This is a genomic window from Methylobacterium mesophilicum SR1.6/6 (assembly GCF_000364445.2).
Taxonomy (GTDB): Bacteria; Pseudomonadota; Alphaproteobacteria; order Rhizobiales; family Beijerinckiaceae; genus Methylobacterium; species Methylobacterium mesophilicum_A.
Genome location: NZ_CP043538.1, coordinates 3,816,385 through 3,830,008 on the forward strand (window position 1 = coordinate 3,816,385; position 13,624 = coordinate 3,830,008).

The 13,624-nt window shown below is 70.8% G+C and carries 13 protein-coding genes; 8 read left to right on the forward strand and 5 right to left on the reverse strand.

Going from position 1 to position 13,624, the window contains the following annotated elements:
• The first annotated feature begins 395 nt into the window (after window positions 1-395).
• A complete protein-coding gene (locus MMSR116_RS18285) occupies window positions 396-3,215 on the forward strand; it encodes a PAS domain-containing protein (protein ID WP_010687556.1) in 2,820 nt (939 codons plus the stop codon).
• A gap of 659 nt (window positions 3,216-3,874) precedes the next feature.
• Here MMSR116_RS18285 and MMSR116_RS18290 read toward each other — a convergent pair.
• A complete protein-coding gene (locus MMSR116_RS18290; RefSeq protein ID WP_010687557.1) occupies window positions 3,875-4,072 on the reverse strand; it encodes a hypothetical protein in 198 nt (65 codons plus the stop codon).
• Between the two features lie 278 nt (window positions 4,073-4,350).
• Window positions 4,351-4,809, reverse strand: coding sequence for an NUDIX hydrolase (locus MMSR116_RS18295; protein ID WP_010687558.1), 459 nt, complete (start codon window positions 4,807-4,809; stop codon window positions 4,351-4,353).
• A 245-nt stretch (window positions 4,810-5,054) separates the two neighbouring features.
• Between MMSR116_RS18295 and MMSR116_RS18300 the strand changes: the two genes are divergently transcribed.
• Together MMSR116_RS18300 and MMSR116_RS18305 are read left to right on the forward strand one after the other, a co-directional pair.
• A complete protein-coding gene (locus MMSR116_RS18300; RefSeq protein ID WP_039894962.1) occupies window positions 5,055-5,528 on the forward strand; it encodes a CYTH domain-containing protein in 474 nt (157 codons plus the stop codon).
• Between the two features lie 37 nt (window positions 5,529-5,565).
• Window positions 5,566-5,814 carry a hypothetical protein gene (locus MMSR116_RS18305; protein ID WP_010687560.1) on the forward strand — a complete coding sequence of 83 codons (249 nt, stop codon included), beginning with the start codon at window positions 5,566-5,568 and terminating at the stop codon, window positions 5,812-5,814.
• 39 nt (window positions 5,815-5,853) lie between these two features.
• On the opposite strand, the gene MMSR116_RS31960 is transcribed toward MMSR116_RS18305, so the two are convergent.
• Both MMSR116_RS31960 and MMSR116_RS18315 read right to left on the reverse strand, forming a co-directional pair.
• Window positions 5,854-6,153, reverse strand: a complete 300-nt coding sequence (locus MMSR116_RS31960) for a hypothetical protein (RefSeq protein ID WP_010687561.1) — start codon at window positions 6,151-6,153, stop codon at window positions 5,854-5,856.
• Between the two features lie 431 nt (window positions 6,154-6,584).
• The gene (locus MMSR116_RS18315) at window positions 6,585-6,815 is read right to left on the reverse strand and encodes a hypothetical protein (protein WP_010687562.1); all 231 of its coding nucleotides are present in this window, start codon (window positions 6,813-6,815) and stop codon (window positions 6,585-6,587) included.
• Between the two features lie 347 nt (window positions 6,816-7,162).
• Here MMSR116_RS18315 and MMSR116_RS18320 point away from each other — a divergent pair, with 347 nt between their 5' ends.
• From MMSR116_RS18320 to MMSR116_RS18335, 4 genes are all read left to right on the forward strand, one after another.
• Window positions 7,163-8,734, forward strand: a complete 1,572-nt coding sequence (locus MMSR116_RS18320) for an ABC transporter substrate-binding protein (RefSeq protein WP_039894964.1) — start codon at window positions 7,163-7,165, stop codon at window positions 8,732-8,734.
• Window positions 8,735-9,395: 661 nt separating this feature from the next.
• Window positions 9,396-10,730 carry an MFS transporter gene (locus tag MMSR116_RS18325; protein WP_010687564.1) on the forward strand — a complete coding sequence of 445 codons (1,335 nt, stop codon included), beginning with the start codon at window positions 9,396-9,398 and terminating at the stop codon, window positions 10,728-10,730.
• A 143-nt stretch (window positions 10,731-10,873) separates the two neighbouring features.
• Window positions 10,874-11,053: a hypothetical protein gene (locus MMSR116_RS18330; RefSeq protein WP_010687565.1), complete on the forward strand. Its 180-nt coding sequence runs from the start codon at window positions 10,874-10,876 to the stop codon at window positions 11,051-11,053.
• Window positions 11,054-11,129: 76 nt separating this feature from the next.
• On the forward strand, window positions 11,130-11,543 hold the full coding sequence (locus MMSR116_RS18335; RefSeq protein ID WP_010687566.1) for a VOC family protein: 414 nt from the start codon (window positions 11,130-11,132) through the stop codon (window positions 11,541-11,543).
• Between the two features lie 222 nt (window positions 11,544-11,765).
• Here MMSR116_RS18335 and MMSR116_RS18340 read toward each other — a convergent pair whose 3' ends face one another.
• On the reverse strand, window positions 11,766-12,602 hold the full coding sequence (locus MMSR116_RS18340; RefSeq protein WP_010687567.1) for an outer membrane protein: 837 nt from the start codon (window positions 12,600-12,602) through the stop codon (window positions 11,766-11,768).
• Between the two features lie 425 nt (window positions 12,603-13,027).
• On the opposite strand from MMSR116_RS18340, the gene MMSR116_RS18345 reads away from it, so the two are divergent.
• On the forward strand, window positions 13,028-13,555 hold the full coding sequence (locus tag MMSR116_RS18345; protein ID WP_039894989.1) for a hypothetical protein: 528 nt from the start codon (window positions 13,028-13,030) through the stop codon (window positions 13,553-13,555).
• Window positions 13,556-13,624 lie beyond the last annotated feature (69 nt).

Sequence of the window (13,624 nt, forward strand, 5' to 3'; positions counted from 1 at the left end):
ACGCCGCATCCGCCGCCGAGGCTCCCGTCCGCGGCGATCGGATCCACAGGCGCGGCCTGACCACCGACGGGCCGTCTGCGCGCGTGGCCCCGGGAACACGAGAACGTGAGCGCGCGGGCGCCGCCGCCCGGGGCCGTCGTCGCGCCGGACGGTGGACGCACGGATGTACAATTTGAAATTGTGGATACTGGTATCCGGGCACGTATCCGGGCTCGCTACCCGATCCGATGCAGCAACCGAAAAGAGGCCGCCGCGGCGGGATCCGATGGGGCGCTTCAACAGCTTACCGTCACGGCAACGATCGGTTCGCCACGCCGCCAGAACTGCGTTGCATGGACTCACTTGGGAGGGTCAGGGACGTGGGCTATGACGCTCCCGTGTCGCGGAACAGGACAATGCCCCGCCCGTCGGGTTTCGAGCCCCAGCATCCCCAGCGGCTCGCCGCCCTGCGGGCCTACGCCATCCTCGACACCCCGCCGGAGCGCGAGTTCGACGAGATCGCCGAGATGGCCGCCCAGGCCTGCGGCACGCCGATGGCGCATATCAACTTCGTCGATGCCGACCGGCAATGGATCAAGGCCGCATTCGGCCACGCGGTGCGGGCGATGCCCCTCGACTTCGGGTTCTGCACCGAGGCAATGCGCGAGGAGGGCGCCCTCGTGCTGCCGGACCTCACAGCGATGCCGGACAGCGCCGCCAATCCCCTCGTCACCGGCGAGCCGCATCTGCGCTTCTACGCCGGCGTGCCCCTCGTGACGCCCGAGGGCTGGGCGATCGGGACGCTCTGCGTCCTCGACCGCGTGCCGCGCACGCTGACCGACCAGCAGCTGTTCATCCTCAAGGCGCTCGCCCGGACCGTGATGACGCAGCTGGAGACCCGCTGCGCCGAGGCCGCCCTGCGCCGCAACGAGGAGCGCTACCGCTCGCTCTTCGCGTTCATCGAGTCCGGCTTCTGCCTCGTCGAGATGGTGTTCGGGGAAGGTGATCGCGCGATCGACGGACGCTTCCTGGAGGTCAATCCCGCCTTCGAGCGGCAGACGGGCCTGACAGACGCGGTCGGCCGACAGTTGCAGGATCTCGTGCCCGCACCCGAGCAGCGCTGGCTCGATCTCTACGGCCGGGTCGCCTTGACCGGGGAGCCCGTCCGCTTCGAGCAGGAGGCCAGGGCGCTGGGCCGCTGGTACGACGTCCACGCCTACCGGGTCGACGGGCCGGGGCGGAACCGGGTCGCCATCCTGTTCAACGACATCACCGAGCGCCGCTGGAGCGAGCTGGCGCTCCAGGCACGGGAGGCCGAACTCCGTCTGGTCGCGGACGCCATGCCGGTGCTGATCGCCTTCATCGACCGCAACCTCGTCTATCGGTTCGCCAACGCCGCCTACGAGACCTGGACGGGCCGGTCGGCCAGCGCGGTGGTCGGCCAGACGGTCCAGGGTCTCCTCGGCGCGGAGGGTTTCGAGGCGCGGCGCGCGGCCATCGCGCAGGCCCTCGCCGGGCACGAGGTCCGCCAGGAATGGGCCTGGACCTTCCCGGACGGGGAGGCCCGGACCGCCGACACCCGCTACCTCCCGCGCCGGGACGCGGAGGGGCGGGTCGACGGGTTCTACGTGTTCGCGCACGACGTCTCGGAGCGGACGCGGATCGAGGCGCTGCTCCAGAGCCGGGCGGAGCGCCTGGAGGCCCAGGTCGCCGCCCAGACCCGCGACCGCGACCGGGTCTGGACGCTCTCGCCGGTGCTGAAGCTCGTCGCGGACCGGGACGGGCGGGCGCATGCGGTGAACCCCTCCTGGAGCCGGGCGCTCGGCTGGTCGGAGGCCGAGACCCTGGGCCGGCCCGCCCTGGACTTCGTCGCGCCGCCGGAGCGCGCGGCGGCGCAGGCGGCCCTGGAGCCGCTCTGCGCGGATCGCCGCGTCGAGGACGTCGAGCTGTCCTGCCTGACCCGCGCGGGCGACCGGCGGCGCGTCCTCTGGACCGTGGTCCCGGAGGACGGGCTGTACTACGGGTTCGGGCGCGACATCACCGAGCAGCGCCAGGCCGAGGAGGCGCTGCGGCAGTCGCAGAAGCTCGAGGCCATCGGCCAGCTCACCGGCGGCGTGGCGCACGACTTCAACAACCTGCTGACCATCATCCGCTCGTCCGTCGAGTTCCTGCGCCGGCCCGAGCTCGCGGAGGAGCGCCGCCGCCGCTACCTCGACGCGGTCTCCGACACGGTCGACCGCGCCGCCAAGCTCACCGGCCAGCTCCTCGCCTTCGCCCGGCGGCAGGCGCTGAAGCCCCAGGTCTTCGACATCGGCGCGCGCCTGCGCAGCATCGCCGACATGCTCGACTCGGTCACCGGCGCGCGCATCCGCGTCGCCATCGAGCTGCCGGACGCGCCCCGGTTCGTGCGCGCCGACGAGAGCCAGTTCGAGACGGCGCTGATCAACATGGCGGTCAATGCCCGGGACGCCATGGACGGCGAGGGCGGCCTGACCCTGCGCCTCGAGAGCGACCGGCCGATGCCGCCGATCCGCGGGCATGCCGGCGCGCGCGGGCCGTTCGTGGCCGTCCGGGTCACCGACACCGGTGCGGGCATACCGGCCTCGGATCTCGGGCGGATCTTCGAGCCGTTCTTCACCACCAAGGAGATCGGCAAGGGTACCGGGCTCGGCCTCAGCCAGGTGATCGGCTTCGCCAAGCAATCGGGCGGCGACATCGACGTGGAGAGCGCCGTCGGCTGCGGCACCACCTTCACCCTGTACCTGCCGCAGGTCGAGGCCTCCGCGGCGTCGGACGATGCTGGGTCCGACGACCGTCGCGAGGTGGAGCCCCAGAGGGGCCTGTGCATCCTCGTGGTGGAGGACAATCTCGGGGTCGGGCGGTTCTGCACCCAGATCCTGGAGGATCTGGGCCACGCGCCGGTCTGGACGAAATCCGCCGAGGAGGCACTGGCCGAACTCGACAGGACGCCGGACCGGTTCGACGTGGTCTTCTCGGACGTGGTCATGCCGGGCATGGGCGGCTTCGCCCTCGCGCGGCACCTGCAGGCGAGCCGCCCCGACCTGCCGGTGGTGCTGACGTCCGGCTACAGCCACGTCCTCGCCAAGGACGACACCCACGGCTTCGCCCTGGTGCGCAAACCCTATTCCGCCCAGCAGCTCGCCCAGGTGCTCTACGGGGCGGCGAAACGGCGGATCCGGCCGCGCCACGCTGCAGATGAGCTCGCGCACGACTGAGCACGACTGAGACCGTGTCCGGTTGATCCCTTCGGCGCCGCCGCCCTTGTGGGCGCAGCGAAGCGCCTCCGGGGTTGGGCTCCACGTCGTTCGGCCTCGCGCCAGCCCTGGGGCGCTTCGCTGCGTCGCTCGATCCGGCCGCGGCGTCCCTGCAGGGGCTGACGACGCTGGAGCGGACTTCCCCGGCCGGCTCCGAGCGGGAACGCGGCGGTGATCGCGAGCCCAGGAACAAGGTCATCCGACTCGGGTTGACCGCAGTGCAGCACCGCGACGGCGTCGCCGTGCTGCAGCCCCTCGTGGGCGTTTCCTCCCTAGACTTCGGACCGCTTCCTCAAGGGCGGTCTTTTTTTTGCGCGTCGCCCGGCAGTCACGGCCGGACAGGCCGAAAATCGTCGCCGGGTTCGGAACCCGCCGGGGGATACACCATCCATCGGCGTCCTGCGGCCGGGCTCGCTCCGCCGCGCCAACCGCGCCGTTCGGGCGGCAAGCGCACCCGTGGACGCGCGGACGTCCCCACGGGCGGGGCCACGGATCCGGGACTGGCGCGCGGTCAGGAACCGCGGCGTATCCGGATCGCGTCGCTGCGCTCGCAAGGACGATCGGTTCGCATGACGACTTTGGGCGGCGGGGACCAAGCTGTCCCACGCCGCCCGGTCCGCTTACTCCGCGGCGGTCATCTCCGGCGTGTAGTGGCCGCACCAATCCTGGGCGGCGACCACGGGCCAGAGCCCCTTGGACTCGGGGGCGGGCTGGCTCACGGGCGGGTTGAAGCGGCACAGGCCGGCATCGTTCTGCGCGACGACACCGTTGCCCTTGTGCTCATCGAAGAACCGGCAGGTCTCGCACTTCGCGTTCATGGTCAGGCTCCTGGGAAATCGGCGGCGCGGGGCCGCCCGGCAGGGAGAGTCGCCTTGGACCTTAGAAATGATCCAATCTGCTGGACCAACGATCGGGCGGAGGGCCGGTTCCTCCGACCGGCCGGCGCCGGAACCGCGCCCCTGGGCCGAAGAACTCCCGTCACCCGGGCACCATGCGCCGGATCAGCCCTGCGCGGCGGGGCCCGTGGACGACCCGCTCCGCGCGGGGGTTCGCTCCGCGCCGGATCGTCCGCCCGATCCCTCCGCTGTGGAGACGCTCAGGCGCGGCCGTCGCGATCCGGCGCCGCGAATCCCTTCAGCAGGCGCTGGAGTTCGTCCTCGTGGACGAGGCGCGCCGCCTCCTCCGGGCGAAACCACCGCAGCGTGCGCTGATGCCGCTCCGGCCAGCGCTCGTGCTGGACCTCGACCCGCAGCGGGAAGACGCGCACCTTGCAGGGGAGCGCCAGACCGTGATCCAGGCGCTTCTCGTAGCGGTACCGGCCGACCGGGCTCGCGGCGATCCGCCCCTGAAGGCCGGCCTCCTCGTAGGCCTCGCGCTCGGCCGCGCGGTGCGCCTTCCGGCCGATCATCGGCCAGCCCTTGGGAATGATCCAGCGCCCGGTATCGCGCGAGGTGATCAGCAGCACCTCGAGCCGGCCGTCCGCACCGACCCGGAACGGAAGGGCCGCAACCTGCTTGAGCGGCTTGGCCTGCGCCTTCCGCAGAAGCTTCTTCATGTTGGGCCGCTTGGATACCGTCTTCAGCGCTGACCTCGAGGATAAAAGGGGACGATTGTTCCGGGCGTGATTCTGCAATCGCCGAGCGCCCCGTGCTTTTACATAGTTGAAGATGGCGAATTTACATCCGGTCGCGCTGGTCGGCGCGCCATGCCTGTAACGCTGTGCTCAGCGGCGCGCGCACCGCTTGTGTTGCGCGCCCTTGTCCGCGTAACCACTTCCAGCCCATGGCAGCGAGTTGCGGCATGCCTGTCGAGATCGAGCGCAAATTCATCGCGCACCCGTCCGTGCTGGCCCTGTGCCGGTCGGGAACGCATTTTGTTCAGGGCTATCTCTACACCGACGACGCCAACACGATCCGCATCCGACAAGCGGGCGAGCGCGCGCTGATCACCTGGAAGAGCCCCCGGCGCGGCGCCTGCCGGGACGAGATCGAGTTCGCCATCGAGCCGGAGGACGGGGCCGCCCTGCTGGCCGCCGTGCCGGCCGGCCGGCGCCTCGAGAAGACCCGCTATCGGGTCGATCATGCCGGTGCCGTCTGGGACGTCGACGTGTTCGGCGGCGCGCTCTCGGGCCTGATCCTGGCGGAGATCGAACTCGAGCGCGAGGACCAGCCGGTGGTGCTGCCGCCCTGGATCGAGGGCGAGGTCACGGCGGACGCGCGCTACCGCAACTCTCGGCTGGCCGCCGGGGCCCTGCCGGAGCGACGGGCGGCGTGAGACGTGAACGTCCGGGCTCGGGCGCCGTTCTCAGGGCATGCCTCAGAGCCTGATCACCTGGACCCAGGACGTGACCGCCGGCGTGCCGCTCCCGCGCTTCATCGGGCGGGTCGGCGCCGTCCAGGTCGGGATCTGCGAGTACGACGGCTCGAACCGGCTCTGGACGTGGTGGAGCCCCCTCGCCGAGGAGATCTGGGGCCACGGGCAGGATGCCGCGGGCGCCCAGCAGGGCTGCGAGGCGTGGCTGCGCGGCTGGATCGAGAACTTCAGACCGTTCTTCACCTGAGGCTGCGGAACGCCGCAACCTGCAGGCTCAAGGCGCTCCTCAGCGGGCGTAGTGCGGCAGGCGCCGCTTCCAGCGCTCGCCGAGCCGCAATTCCTTCGTGCGGCGCCACGACGTGGGGCGGGGCGACGGGTCCTCGCCGGCCGCGGCCGGTGACGTGCGCAGGGGCGACGCTGCGACGGCAGGTTCAGGACGGGGAGCGGCCGGTGGGACCTGCAGTGCCGGCTCCACCACGGGCTCGGCGCGCGTGGCTTGAGCCGCCGCGGGCGCCCGCTCGCGCCGCGTCCGCCGGGCCGGCGGCGCGACAGGCTCGGGCTCGGGCTCGGCCGGGACCTCAAACATCGGGACAAGGCTCGGCAGAACGCGCCGGGCCGGCGCCGGCGGCTCCTTCTGCTCCGGCCGCTGCGCCGAAGGCGCCGGAACGTCCGGTCTTGGCGACGGCTGCGGCGGCGCCACCGCGGCCTGAGCCAGTTCCGGCCACAGGCCGGCGTCCGGGCGCGACCGCATGTCGGGGGAGGTCAACGTTGCGCGTGCGCCACGGGTGCTCTTGACTTCGACCATGAATGGTCGCGCGCTGCGGCGCTTCATGTAAAACGATCTCCGGAAGCATTCGAGCCGGCACTTCAACGGCACGAACACACATAGGCTAAGCCTGATCTGCGGAAATGTCCAGAAAGACAAATCCGTACCCATCAGGTTTCTCTGGGTTTTTCGCCGCGATTAAGGGCCGGCGGCGGCGAAACCGCCCGGAGGCGGGCGCGCCGCCGGATCGATCAGGCGGCCCGGGCCGGAACCGGCGCGGCCTTCGACGGGGCGCGGCCGGCCTCGAACAGCGACTGGTACAGGGCGGCCGGCGTCCGGGTCCGGCCATTGCCGTCCGTGATCGTCACCTCGGCCATCCCGGCCGCGATCAGGCTCATGCCCTGGTCCAGGGCGGTAAGCAGGGACGCGTGCTGATAGGCGAACCGGCGCGCGGACAGGCGTGCGGACACGATGAAGTTCATCAAGACAATCCTGGAATGCCCCGCCCGCTGACGGGACCGGTCTGGCAGCAGCGCCGAAGTCGGGAGCGCCCCCGAGCGGCACCCCGTTGGCCGGGCCCGGTGACGTCTCTCCAGTGGCCACAGATAAAGTCTTTATCTTGACGAAAGCTTGTTCACACAGCTTTCCACAGGCCCAATGTGGTTTTGACAAACTAAGCCGGCTGGCGCCGAGCCGTGGCACCGGGACGGGTCCGGCGATCCCGACGGCGGAAAGCCGGAGCCGCGAAGCGGCTTGGCATACCCCGTATCAATCCATGGCCCGGCGCATGCTACGATCCATCGGTCTTCACCGGATGGAACAGGCTGGCATGCTGAACAGACGGACTTTCGTGGCGCTCTCGGGCGCCGCTCTCGCGGCCCCGGCACTGGCGCAGGGTACGGCCGCCCGGACCCTCAAGTTCATCCCGCAGGCCGACCTGACGGTGCTCGATCCGATCTGGACCACCGCCTACGTCACCCGCAATCACGGGCTCGCGGTGTTCGACACGCTCTACGGCACGGATTCGGCCTACGCGGCCCAGCCGCAGATGGTGGCCGGCCACACGGTCGAGGACGACGGCAAGCTCTGGCGCCTGACCCTGCGGCCCGGGCTGACCTTCCACGACGGCAGCCCCGTACTGGCCCGCGACTGTGTGGCGAGCGTCGCCCGCTGGGGCAAGCGCGACGCCATGGGCCAGACCCTCATGGCCTACACGGACGAACTCTCGGCCCCGGATGACCGGACGATCCAGTTCCGCCTGAAGAAGCCCTTCGCGCTCCTGCCGGACGCGCTCGGCAAGGTCGGCTCCTCGATCTGCGCCATCATGCCGGAGCGCCTCGCGAAGACCGACCCGTTCACGCAGGTGACCGAGATGGTCGGCAGCGGCCCGTTCCGCTTCAAGGCGGACGAGCGCGTGGTCGGCGCCCGGGTGGTCTACGAGCGCTTCGACGGCTATGTCCCCCGCGAGGGCGGCACGCCGCAATGGACGTCGGGTCCCAAGCGCGCCTTCGTCGACCGGGTCGAGTGGACCATCATCCCCGATCAGGCGACCGCCGCCTCGGCCATGCAGACGGGCGAGATGGATTGGTGGGAGCAGCCGCCGGCCGATCTCGTGCCCACGCTGCGCGGGCTGACGACGCGGATCACCGACCCGACCGGCCTGATCGGCTGCCTGCGGATGAACCAGCTCCAGCCGCCCTTCGACAACCCGGCGATCCGGCAGGTGCTGCTGAAGGTCGTCGACCAGACCGACTTCATGCAGGCGGTGACCGGCACCGACCCCAAGCTGATCCACGTGCCGACCGGCTTCTTCTGTCCCGGCCTGCCGATGGCGAGCGATGTCGGCCTCGACGCGCTGACGGCCAAGCGCGACTATGCGGGCGCCAAGGCGGCGCTGGCGGCGGCCGGCTACAAGGGCGAGAAGGTGGTGCTGATGGGCGCCTCCGACTTCCCCAGCCTGAAGGCGCTGGCGGACGTCGCGGCCGACATGCTCACCCGTGCCGGCTTCAATGTCGACTACCAGATCATGGACTGGGGCTCGGTGGTGCAGCGGCGCGCCAAGAAGGACCCGGTCGCGCAGGGCGGCTGGAGCGCCTTCTGCACCTTCTGGGCCGGGCTCGACCAGGCGAATCCGGCGGTCAGCGCCTTCCTGCGCGGGACGGGGCAGACCGCCGCCATCGGCTGGCCCACCAGCGACAGGATCGAGGCCCTGCGGGATCAGTGGCTCGACGCGCCCGACACCGCCGCGCGGAAGGCGCTCGCGGGCGACCTGCAGAAGCAGGCCTTCATCGACCTGCCCTACCTACCCCTCGGGCAGTACTTCAACCAGACCTCGTACAAGCCGTCGCTCACGGGGGTCCTCGAGGGCGTGCCGGTGTTCTGGAACGTCAAGAAGGGGTGAGGCGCAGGGCCACGAACGCGGGTTGACGAGGCTTGGCGGAACCGCGGATCGACAGCGCCGTCGTTCCGGGACTGCGCAGCGGGGCCCGGAACGACGGCGTTGTCGTTACACGGAAATCGACACACCGAAGCGTTGCAATGCGGGAACCCGATTTCGCCGCCCTGGCCCATGGCGCGGGATCGGCGGGTCGGGGCTCGTGCGCGCCCTTCTTCCGGCTCCCCGAACGGAGAAACGGTCGCGTTCCTGTCCAGGGATCGTGCAGAATCGGCTTCGCGTCTTTGCGCGCGCAGCGAAGCAATCCAGCGGCGCCCCGCCTGACCGAGGCCCCGCATCCCCGGTTTGCTTCGCTGCGCGCGCAAAGACGAGCCGGCAACCGGCCCCTGCGGCACCTCTGCAAGAGCCTACTCTGTCGCCGGTTCGGCGTTCTTCCACGGTATCCTGCCAGACGAATACACCGTCACGGTCAACAGATCCGGTCCATTGAAGCTCCGTGAGCGCTTCCCAGCCGCGTCGGGAACGGGTTAAGCAGGGTCGGCACAGGTCGCCGCCAGAGCTGACCGGCCCGCGAGGAAGCCCGGGATGTCCGTCTCATCGCCAGCGCGGCGGTGCCTCGACGCCCTCGACGCCGCGCGGATTCCCTGACGCGACGAGGACACGCTCGATGACAGGCTTGGCGACAGGCTCCCCGGACGAGGCCGCCCTGGAACGCTCGGCGATGCGCCGGATCGGCTGGCGGCTCGTGCCGTTCCTGATCCTCGCCTACTTCGTCTCGTTCCTGGACCGGGTGAATGTCGGCTTCGCGGCGATCCAGATGAACCACGATGTCGGCCTGTCGGCCACCGTATTCGGCTGGGGCGCCGGCATCTTCTTCCTCGGCTACTTCCTGATGGAGATCCCCAGCAACCTGATGCTGGAGCGCTTCGGGGCCCGGCTCTGGATCGCTCGGATCATGGCGACCTGGGGGCTGATCTCCGCCGCCATGGCGCTCGTGCAGGGGCCGTGGTCGTTCATCGGCCTGCGCTTCCTGCTGGGGCTCGCCGAGGCCGGCTTCTTCCCCGGCGTGATCCTCTACCTCACCTACTGGTTCCCCTCTGCCTACCGGGCGCGGATCATCGGGGTCTTCATGATCTCGATCCCGATCTCGTCGTTCCTCGGCTCGCCGATCTCCGGTGCGCTCCTCAACGTCACGGGCTTCGGCCTCGCCGGCTGGCAGTGGCTGTTCATCCTCGAAGGGTTGCCGGCGGTGCTGCTCGCCGTCGCGGTCCTGTGGCTGCTGCCGGACGGCCCCCGCGACGCGGCCTGGCTGCCGCCGGCCGAGCGGGACTGGCTGGAGCGGCAGCTCCAGGCCGAGGCGGCGCGCAACACACGGCGCGGCCAGCCGGCGAAGCCGCCGCTGCGGGAGATCCTGAGCGACCGGCGGCTCCTGCTGTTCGCCGCCATCTATTTCGGCTCGACGGCGAGCAGCTACGGGCTCTCGTTCTGGACGCCGCAGATCGTGAAGAGCTTCGGCCTCGGCAATGTCGAGACCGGCCTCCTCAACAGCATCCCGTACGGCTTCGCCTCGGTGGCCATGATCCTCTGGGGCCGGCACAGCGACAAGACCGCCGAGCGGCGCTGGCACCTCGCGCTCTCGTTCCTGGTCCTGGCGCTGGGGCTGGCGGGCGGCACGGTGCTCACGGGCCTCGGTCCGGTGGTCGCCGCGCTGACGGTGGCGGCGGTGGGCGTCTACATGCTGAAAGGTCCGTTCTGGGCGCTCGCCACCGAGCAGATGCCCCCCGCCACGGCGGCGGCGAGCATCGCGGCGATCAACGCGGTGGGCAACCTCGGCGGCTTCCTCGGCCCCTACCTGATCGGCGCCATCAAGGACGGGACCGGCAGCTTCACCCTGAGCCTCGTGCCGCTGGTGCTGTTCGCCCTGATCTCCGCCGGCCTGTCGCTGGTCCCGGGCCGGACCCCGCGGCCGGACCCGGGCGCGCCGCGCCCATCGACCGCCTGAGCGACCGCCTGGACGCGGCCCGGCCGCGAACCGGGACCGGGATCGGCCGGTTGGCCCCGGTGCAGGCATCGCCCGGCGCGGGGCCGATCCGCACCGGATCGGATCCCGCGGGCCGGGCGCGCCGATGACCGGGAGCGGGAACCATGACCCTGGACGACGCCGTGCGGGACGCCATCCTGGCGGAGCTGAAGCGCCAGGCCGAAGCGGAGGATCCCGCGCCGCAGGTGGACCTGTCGGAGCCGGGCTACGCGCGGATCACGGGGCGGATCGACCTCGAGGCCCTGCAGATGGTGATCGCCGGCGCGACCGCCGGGGGACCGTGAGGCCCGCGACCCGACGCCGGAATCCCCGCCGGGCGGCCGCGGGCCGCCGCGCCTGAGCGGCTGACGGGAGGTCGTCATGCCCAAGCTCAACGCCATCCTGGAGACGGCGCTGTACGTCGCGGATCTCGACCGCGCGGAGGCCTTCTACCGCGACACTATGGGGTTGCCCTGCATTTACACCGACTTCCGCATGCGGAGCTTCGACGTCGCCGGCCGCGGCGTCCTGCTGCTCTTTCCGGAAGGCGGCTCCCTGCAGCCGATCGCGACGCCGGGCGGCCTCATCCCGCCCCATGACGGCCGCGGTCCGGCCCATGTGGCGTTCTCCATCGACGCCGATGCCCTCGCGGCCTGGGAGGACCATCTCGCGGCCTCCGGCGTGACCATCGAGGGGCGCACGCGCTGGCCACGGGGCGGCATCAGCGTCTACTTCCGCGATCCGGACGGGCACCTGCTCGAACTCGCCACCCCCGGCCTCTGGAAGGGTTACTGAGCCGGCCGGACGAGCCCGTCGCCGCCGAGCAGCCGGCCGCGCATCGTCGTCCTCGCGAGCGCAAGCGGGGGAGGTTCGTCCGATCGCAGGGACGTCGGCCTGAAGGACACGGCCTGAACGGCGAAGAGGCCGCCCCCTCGCGGAAGCGGCCCCTCCAGATGCCGGATCGGCATCGCGCGGGGTGCGCGCAGCGGTCGGGATCCCGACCGCTGCGGCGTGGTCTCAGTACGAGCCGAACTTGTAGTTCAGGCCGGCGCGGACGACGGCGAACTCGTCGGCGCGTCGTCCGATCGGGCTGTAGACGGCCGGGACGTTGTTGGCGGCGTTGATGACGAACGCGCCCTGGTTGCGGGTGTTGCGGTCGAGGTTGACGTACAGGCCTTCGACCTTGAGCGTGACGGCCGAGGAGCGGAAGAAGTTCAGGAAGGAGTCGGTGGGCAGGGCGTACTCGATGCCGCCGCCGACGGCCCATCCGGTGCGGAAGCTGTCGTTGCCGGCAAAGCCGCCGAAGGAGCGGTCGGCGCTGCCCGAGCCGTAGGCGAAGCCGCCGGTGCCGTAGACGAGGGTGCGGTCGAAGGCGTAGCCGAGGCGGCCGCGCACGGTGCCGAAGAAGTCGAGGCTGGAGAGGCCGCGCGGGTCGGTGACGTAGTAGCCGGGGGCCAGGGCGCCGGAGAGGAAGGCGTTGTTCCGGTTGCGGCCGAAGTCGAGGTACTGGGCGTCGGCCTCGACGCCGATGACCACGCCCGAGCCCGGGGTGAACTGGTAGTTGTAGCCGACCTGGCCACCGCCGGAGAAGCCGTCCTGGCTGCGGTTGCGGAAGGTGGCCACCGTGCCGGGGGCGGCGTAGGGGAAGGGCACGCCGAAGGTGTTGCCGGTGTTGCGGTCGCTGGCGTCGAAGGCGTAGCCGGCGTTGATACCGAAGTAGGCGCCGGTCCAGGTGAACACCGGCACGGGGGTGAACACCGGCGGCGGCGCGGCACGGCGCGGAAGGTCGGCCGCCGAGGCGGCGCCGGTCAGGAGCGCCGTCGCGGCGCTGGCGAGAAGAAGCTTCTTGATCATCTGGTCCTCTGTCTCCCGTTGGACGGGATGTGTGCGGTGCGACAGGAACTGCAGGATGTCCTCGGGCGATAGTGCACGGATGCAACAGCGCCCGAGCCCGTCCGGAACGGTTCGGCCGAAAGGTGCGTTAGAGCACATCATCGCGGTGTCGTGATCGATCGGAGGGAACTATTTGAGGAGTTCTGCTGCGGAACAGCGGTTTGGCCGCAGAATACCGCCGGTATCCGGGGAGAGATCTCCGGCGCCGTCGCGGGTGCTCGCCTCGATCGTATCAGACGGCGCCGAAATCCTATCGCAGGTTGTCGTCGCACTGATCCGAAGCGCGCTCGCCGGCAGGTCCGCCTCGCGGGGCGACCCCGAAGGCCGCGGGCGCCATCGTAGACTGCCGCGTGGACCCGGCAGCTTCTTTCCGCTACGCCATCGTCATGGCTGAGACGCTTTTCCTACCCGACCGGGGTCTGGCGCAGGCCACGGCAGCCCTGGCAGCCGCCGGCTCGCTCAGCGAGGTCGTGACCATCCTCAAGCGGACCGCGCGGGCCATCGCGGGGTCCGACGGCATCGCCGTGGTTCTGCGGGAGGGCGACACATCGTTCTACGTGGCCGAGGACGCCATCGAGCCGCTCTGGTGCGGTCGAAAATTTCCGCTGACGGCCTGCGTCTCGGGTTGGGCCATGCTCAACGACGCGACCGCGATCGTGCCGGACATCGAATGCGATGTCCGCGTCCCGGCCGAGCTCTACCGCCTCACCTCGATGCGCAGCCTCGCCATGGTGCCGATCGGTTCGCCCGAACCGACGGCCGCGCTCGGTGCCTATTGGTGCGCGTCGGTCATCCCCGACGACGCGACCGTCTGCCGGCTCGAAGCGCTGGCCCAGGGCGCCGCCGCCGCCCTGGCGCGGGTGCGGACCGAGCCTTCCGCTCCTCGACCGGCGGCGGCGCCCCCCAAGCCGTAGGGGACGCGACGGGATGTCGGGCAGGCGGCGGGATCGTTCCGGGTGTCCCGACGGTTCCCGGGCATCGAT

Coding starts and splice junctions, on each gene's coding strand:
- MMSR116_RS18285 (WP_010687556.1), top strand. CDS start 396: ATGCCCCGCCCGTCGGGTTTCGAGCCCCAGCATCCCCAGCGGCTCGCC.
- MMSR116_RS18290 (WP_010687557.1), bottom strand. CDS start 4,072: ATGAACGCGAAGTGCGAGACCTGCCGGTTCTTCGATGAGCACAAGGGC.
- MMSR116_RS18295 (WP_010687558.1), bottom strand. CDS start 4,809: ATGAAGAAGCTTCTGCGGAAGGCGCAGGCCAAGCCGCTCAAGCAGGTT.
- MMSR116_RS18300 (WP_039894962.1), top strand. CDS start 5,055: ATGCCTGTCGAGATCGAGCGCAAATTCATCGCGCACCCGTCCGTGCTG.
- MMSR116_RS18305 (WP_010687560.1), top strand. CDS start 5,566: ATGCCTCAGAGCCTGATCACCTGGACCCAGGACGTGACCGCCGGCGTG.
- MMSR116_RS31960 (WP_010687561.1), bottom strand. CDS start 6,153: ATGTTTGAGGTCCCGGCCGAGCCCGAGCCCGAGCCTGTCGCGCCGCCG.
- MMSR116_RS18315 (WP_010687562.1), bottom strand. CDS start 6,815: ATGAACTTCATCGTGTCCGCACGCCTGTCCGCGCGCCGGTTCGCCTAT.
- MMSR116_RS18320 (WP_039894964.1), top strand. CDS start 7,163: ATGCTGAACAGACGGACTTTCGTGGCGCTCTCGGGCGCCGCTCTCGCG.
- MMSR116_RS18325 (WP_010687564.1), top strand. CDS start 9,396: ATGACAGGCTTGGCGACAGGCTCCCCGGACGAGGCCGCCCTGGAACGC.
- MMSR116_RS18330 (WP_010687565.1), top strand. CDS start 10,874: ATGACCCTGGACGACGCCGTGCGGGACGCCATCCTGGCGGAGCTGAAG.
- MMSR116_RS18335 (WP_010687566.1), top strand. CDS start 11,130: ATGCCCAAGCTCAACGCCATCCTGGAGACGGCGCTGTACGTCGCGGAT.
- MMSR116_RS18340 (WP_010687567.1), bottom strand. CDS start 12,602: ATGATCAAGAAGCTTCTTCTCGCCAGCGCCGCGACGGCGCTCCTGACC.
- MMSR116_RS18345 (WP_039894989.1), top strand. CDS start 13,028: ATGGCTGAGACGCTTTTCCTACCCGACCGGGGTCTGGCGCAGGCCACG.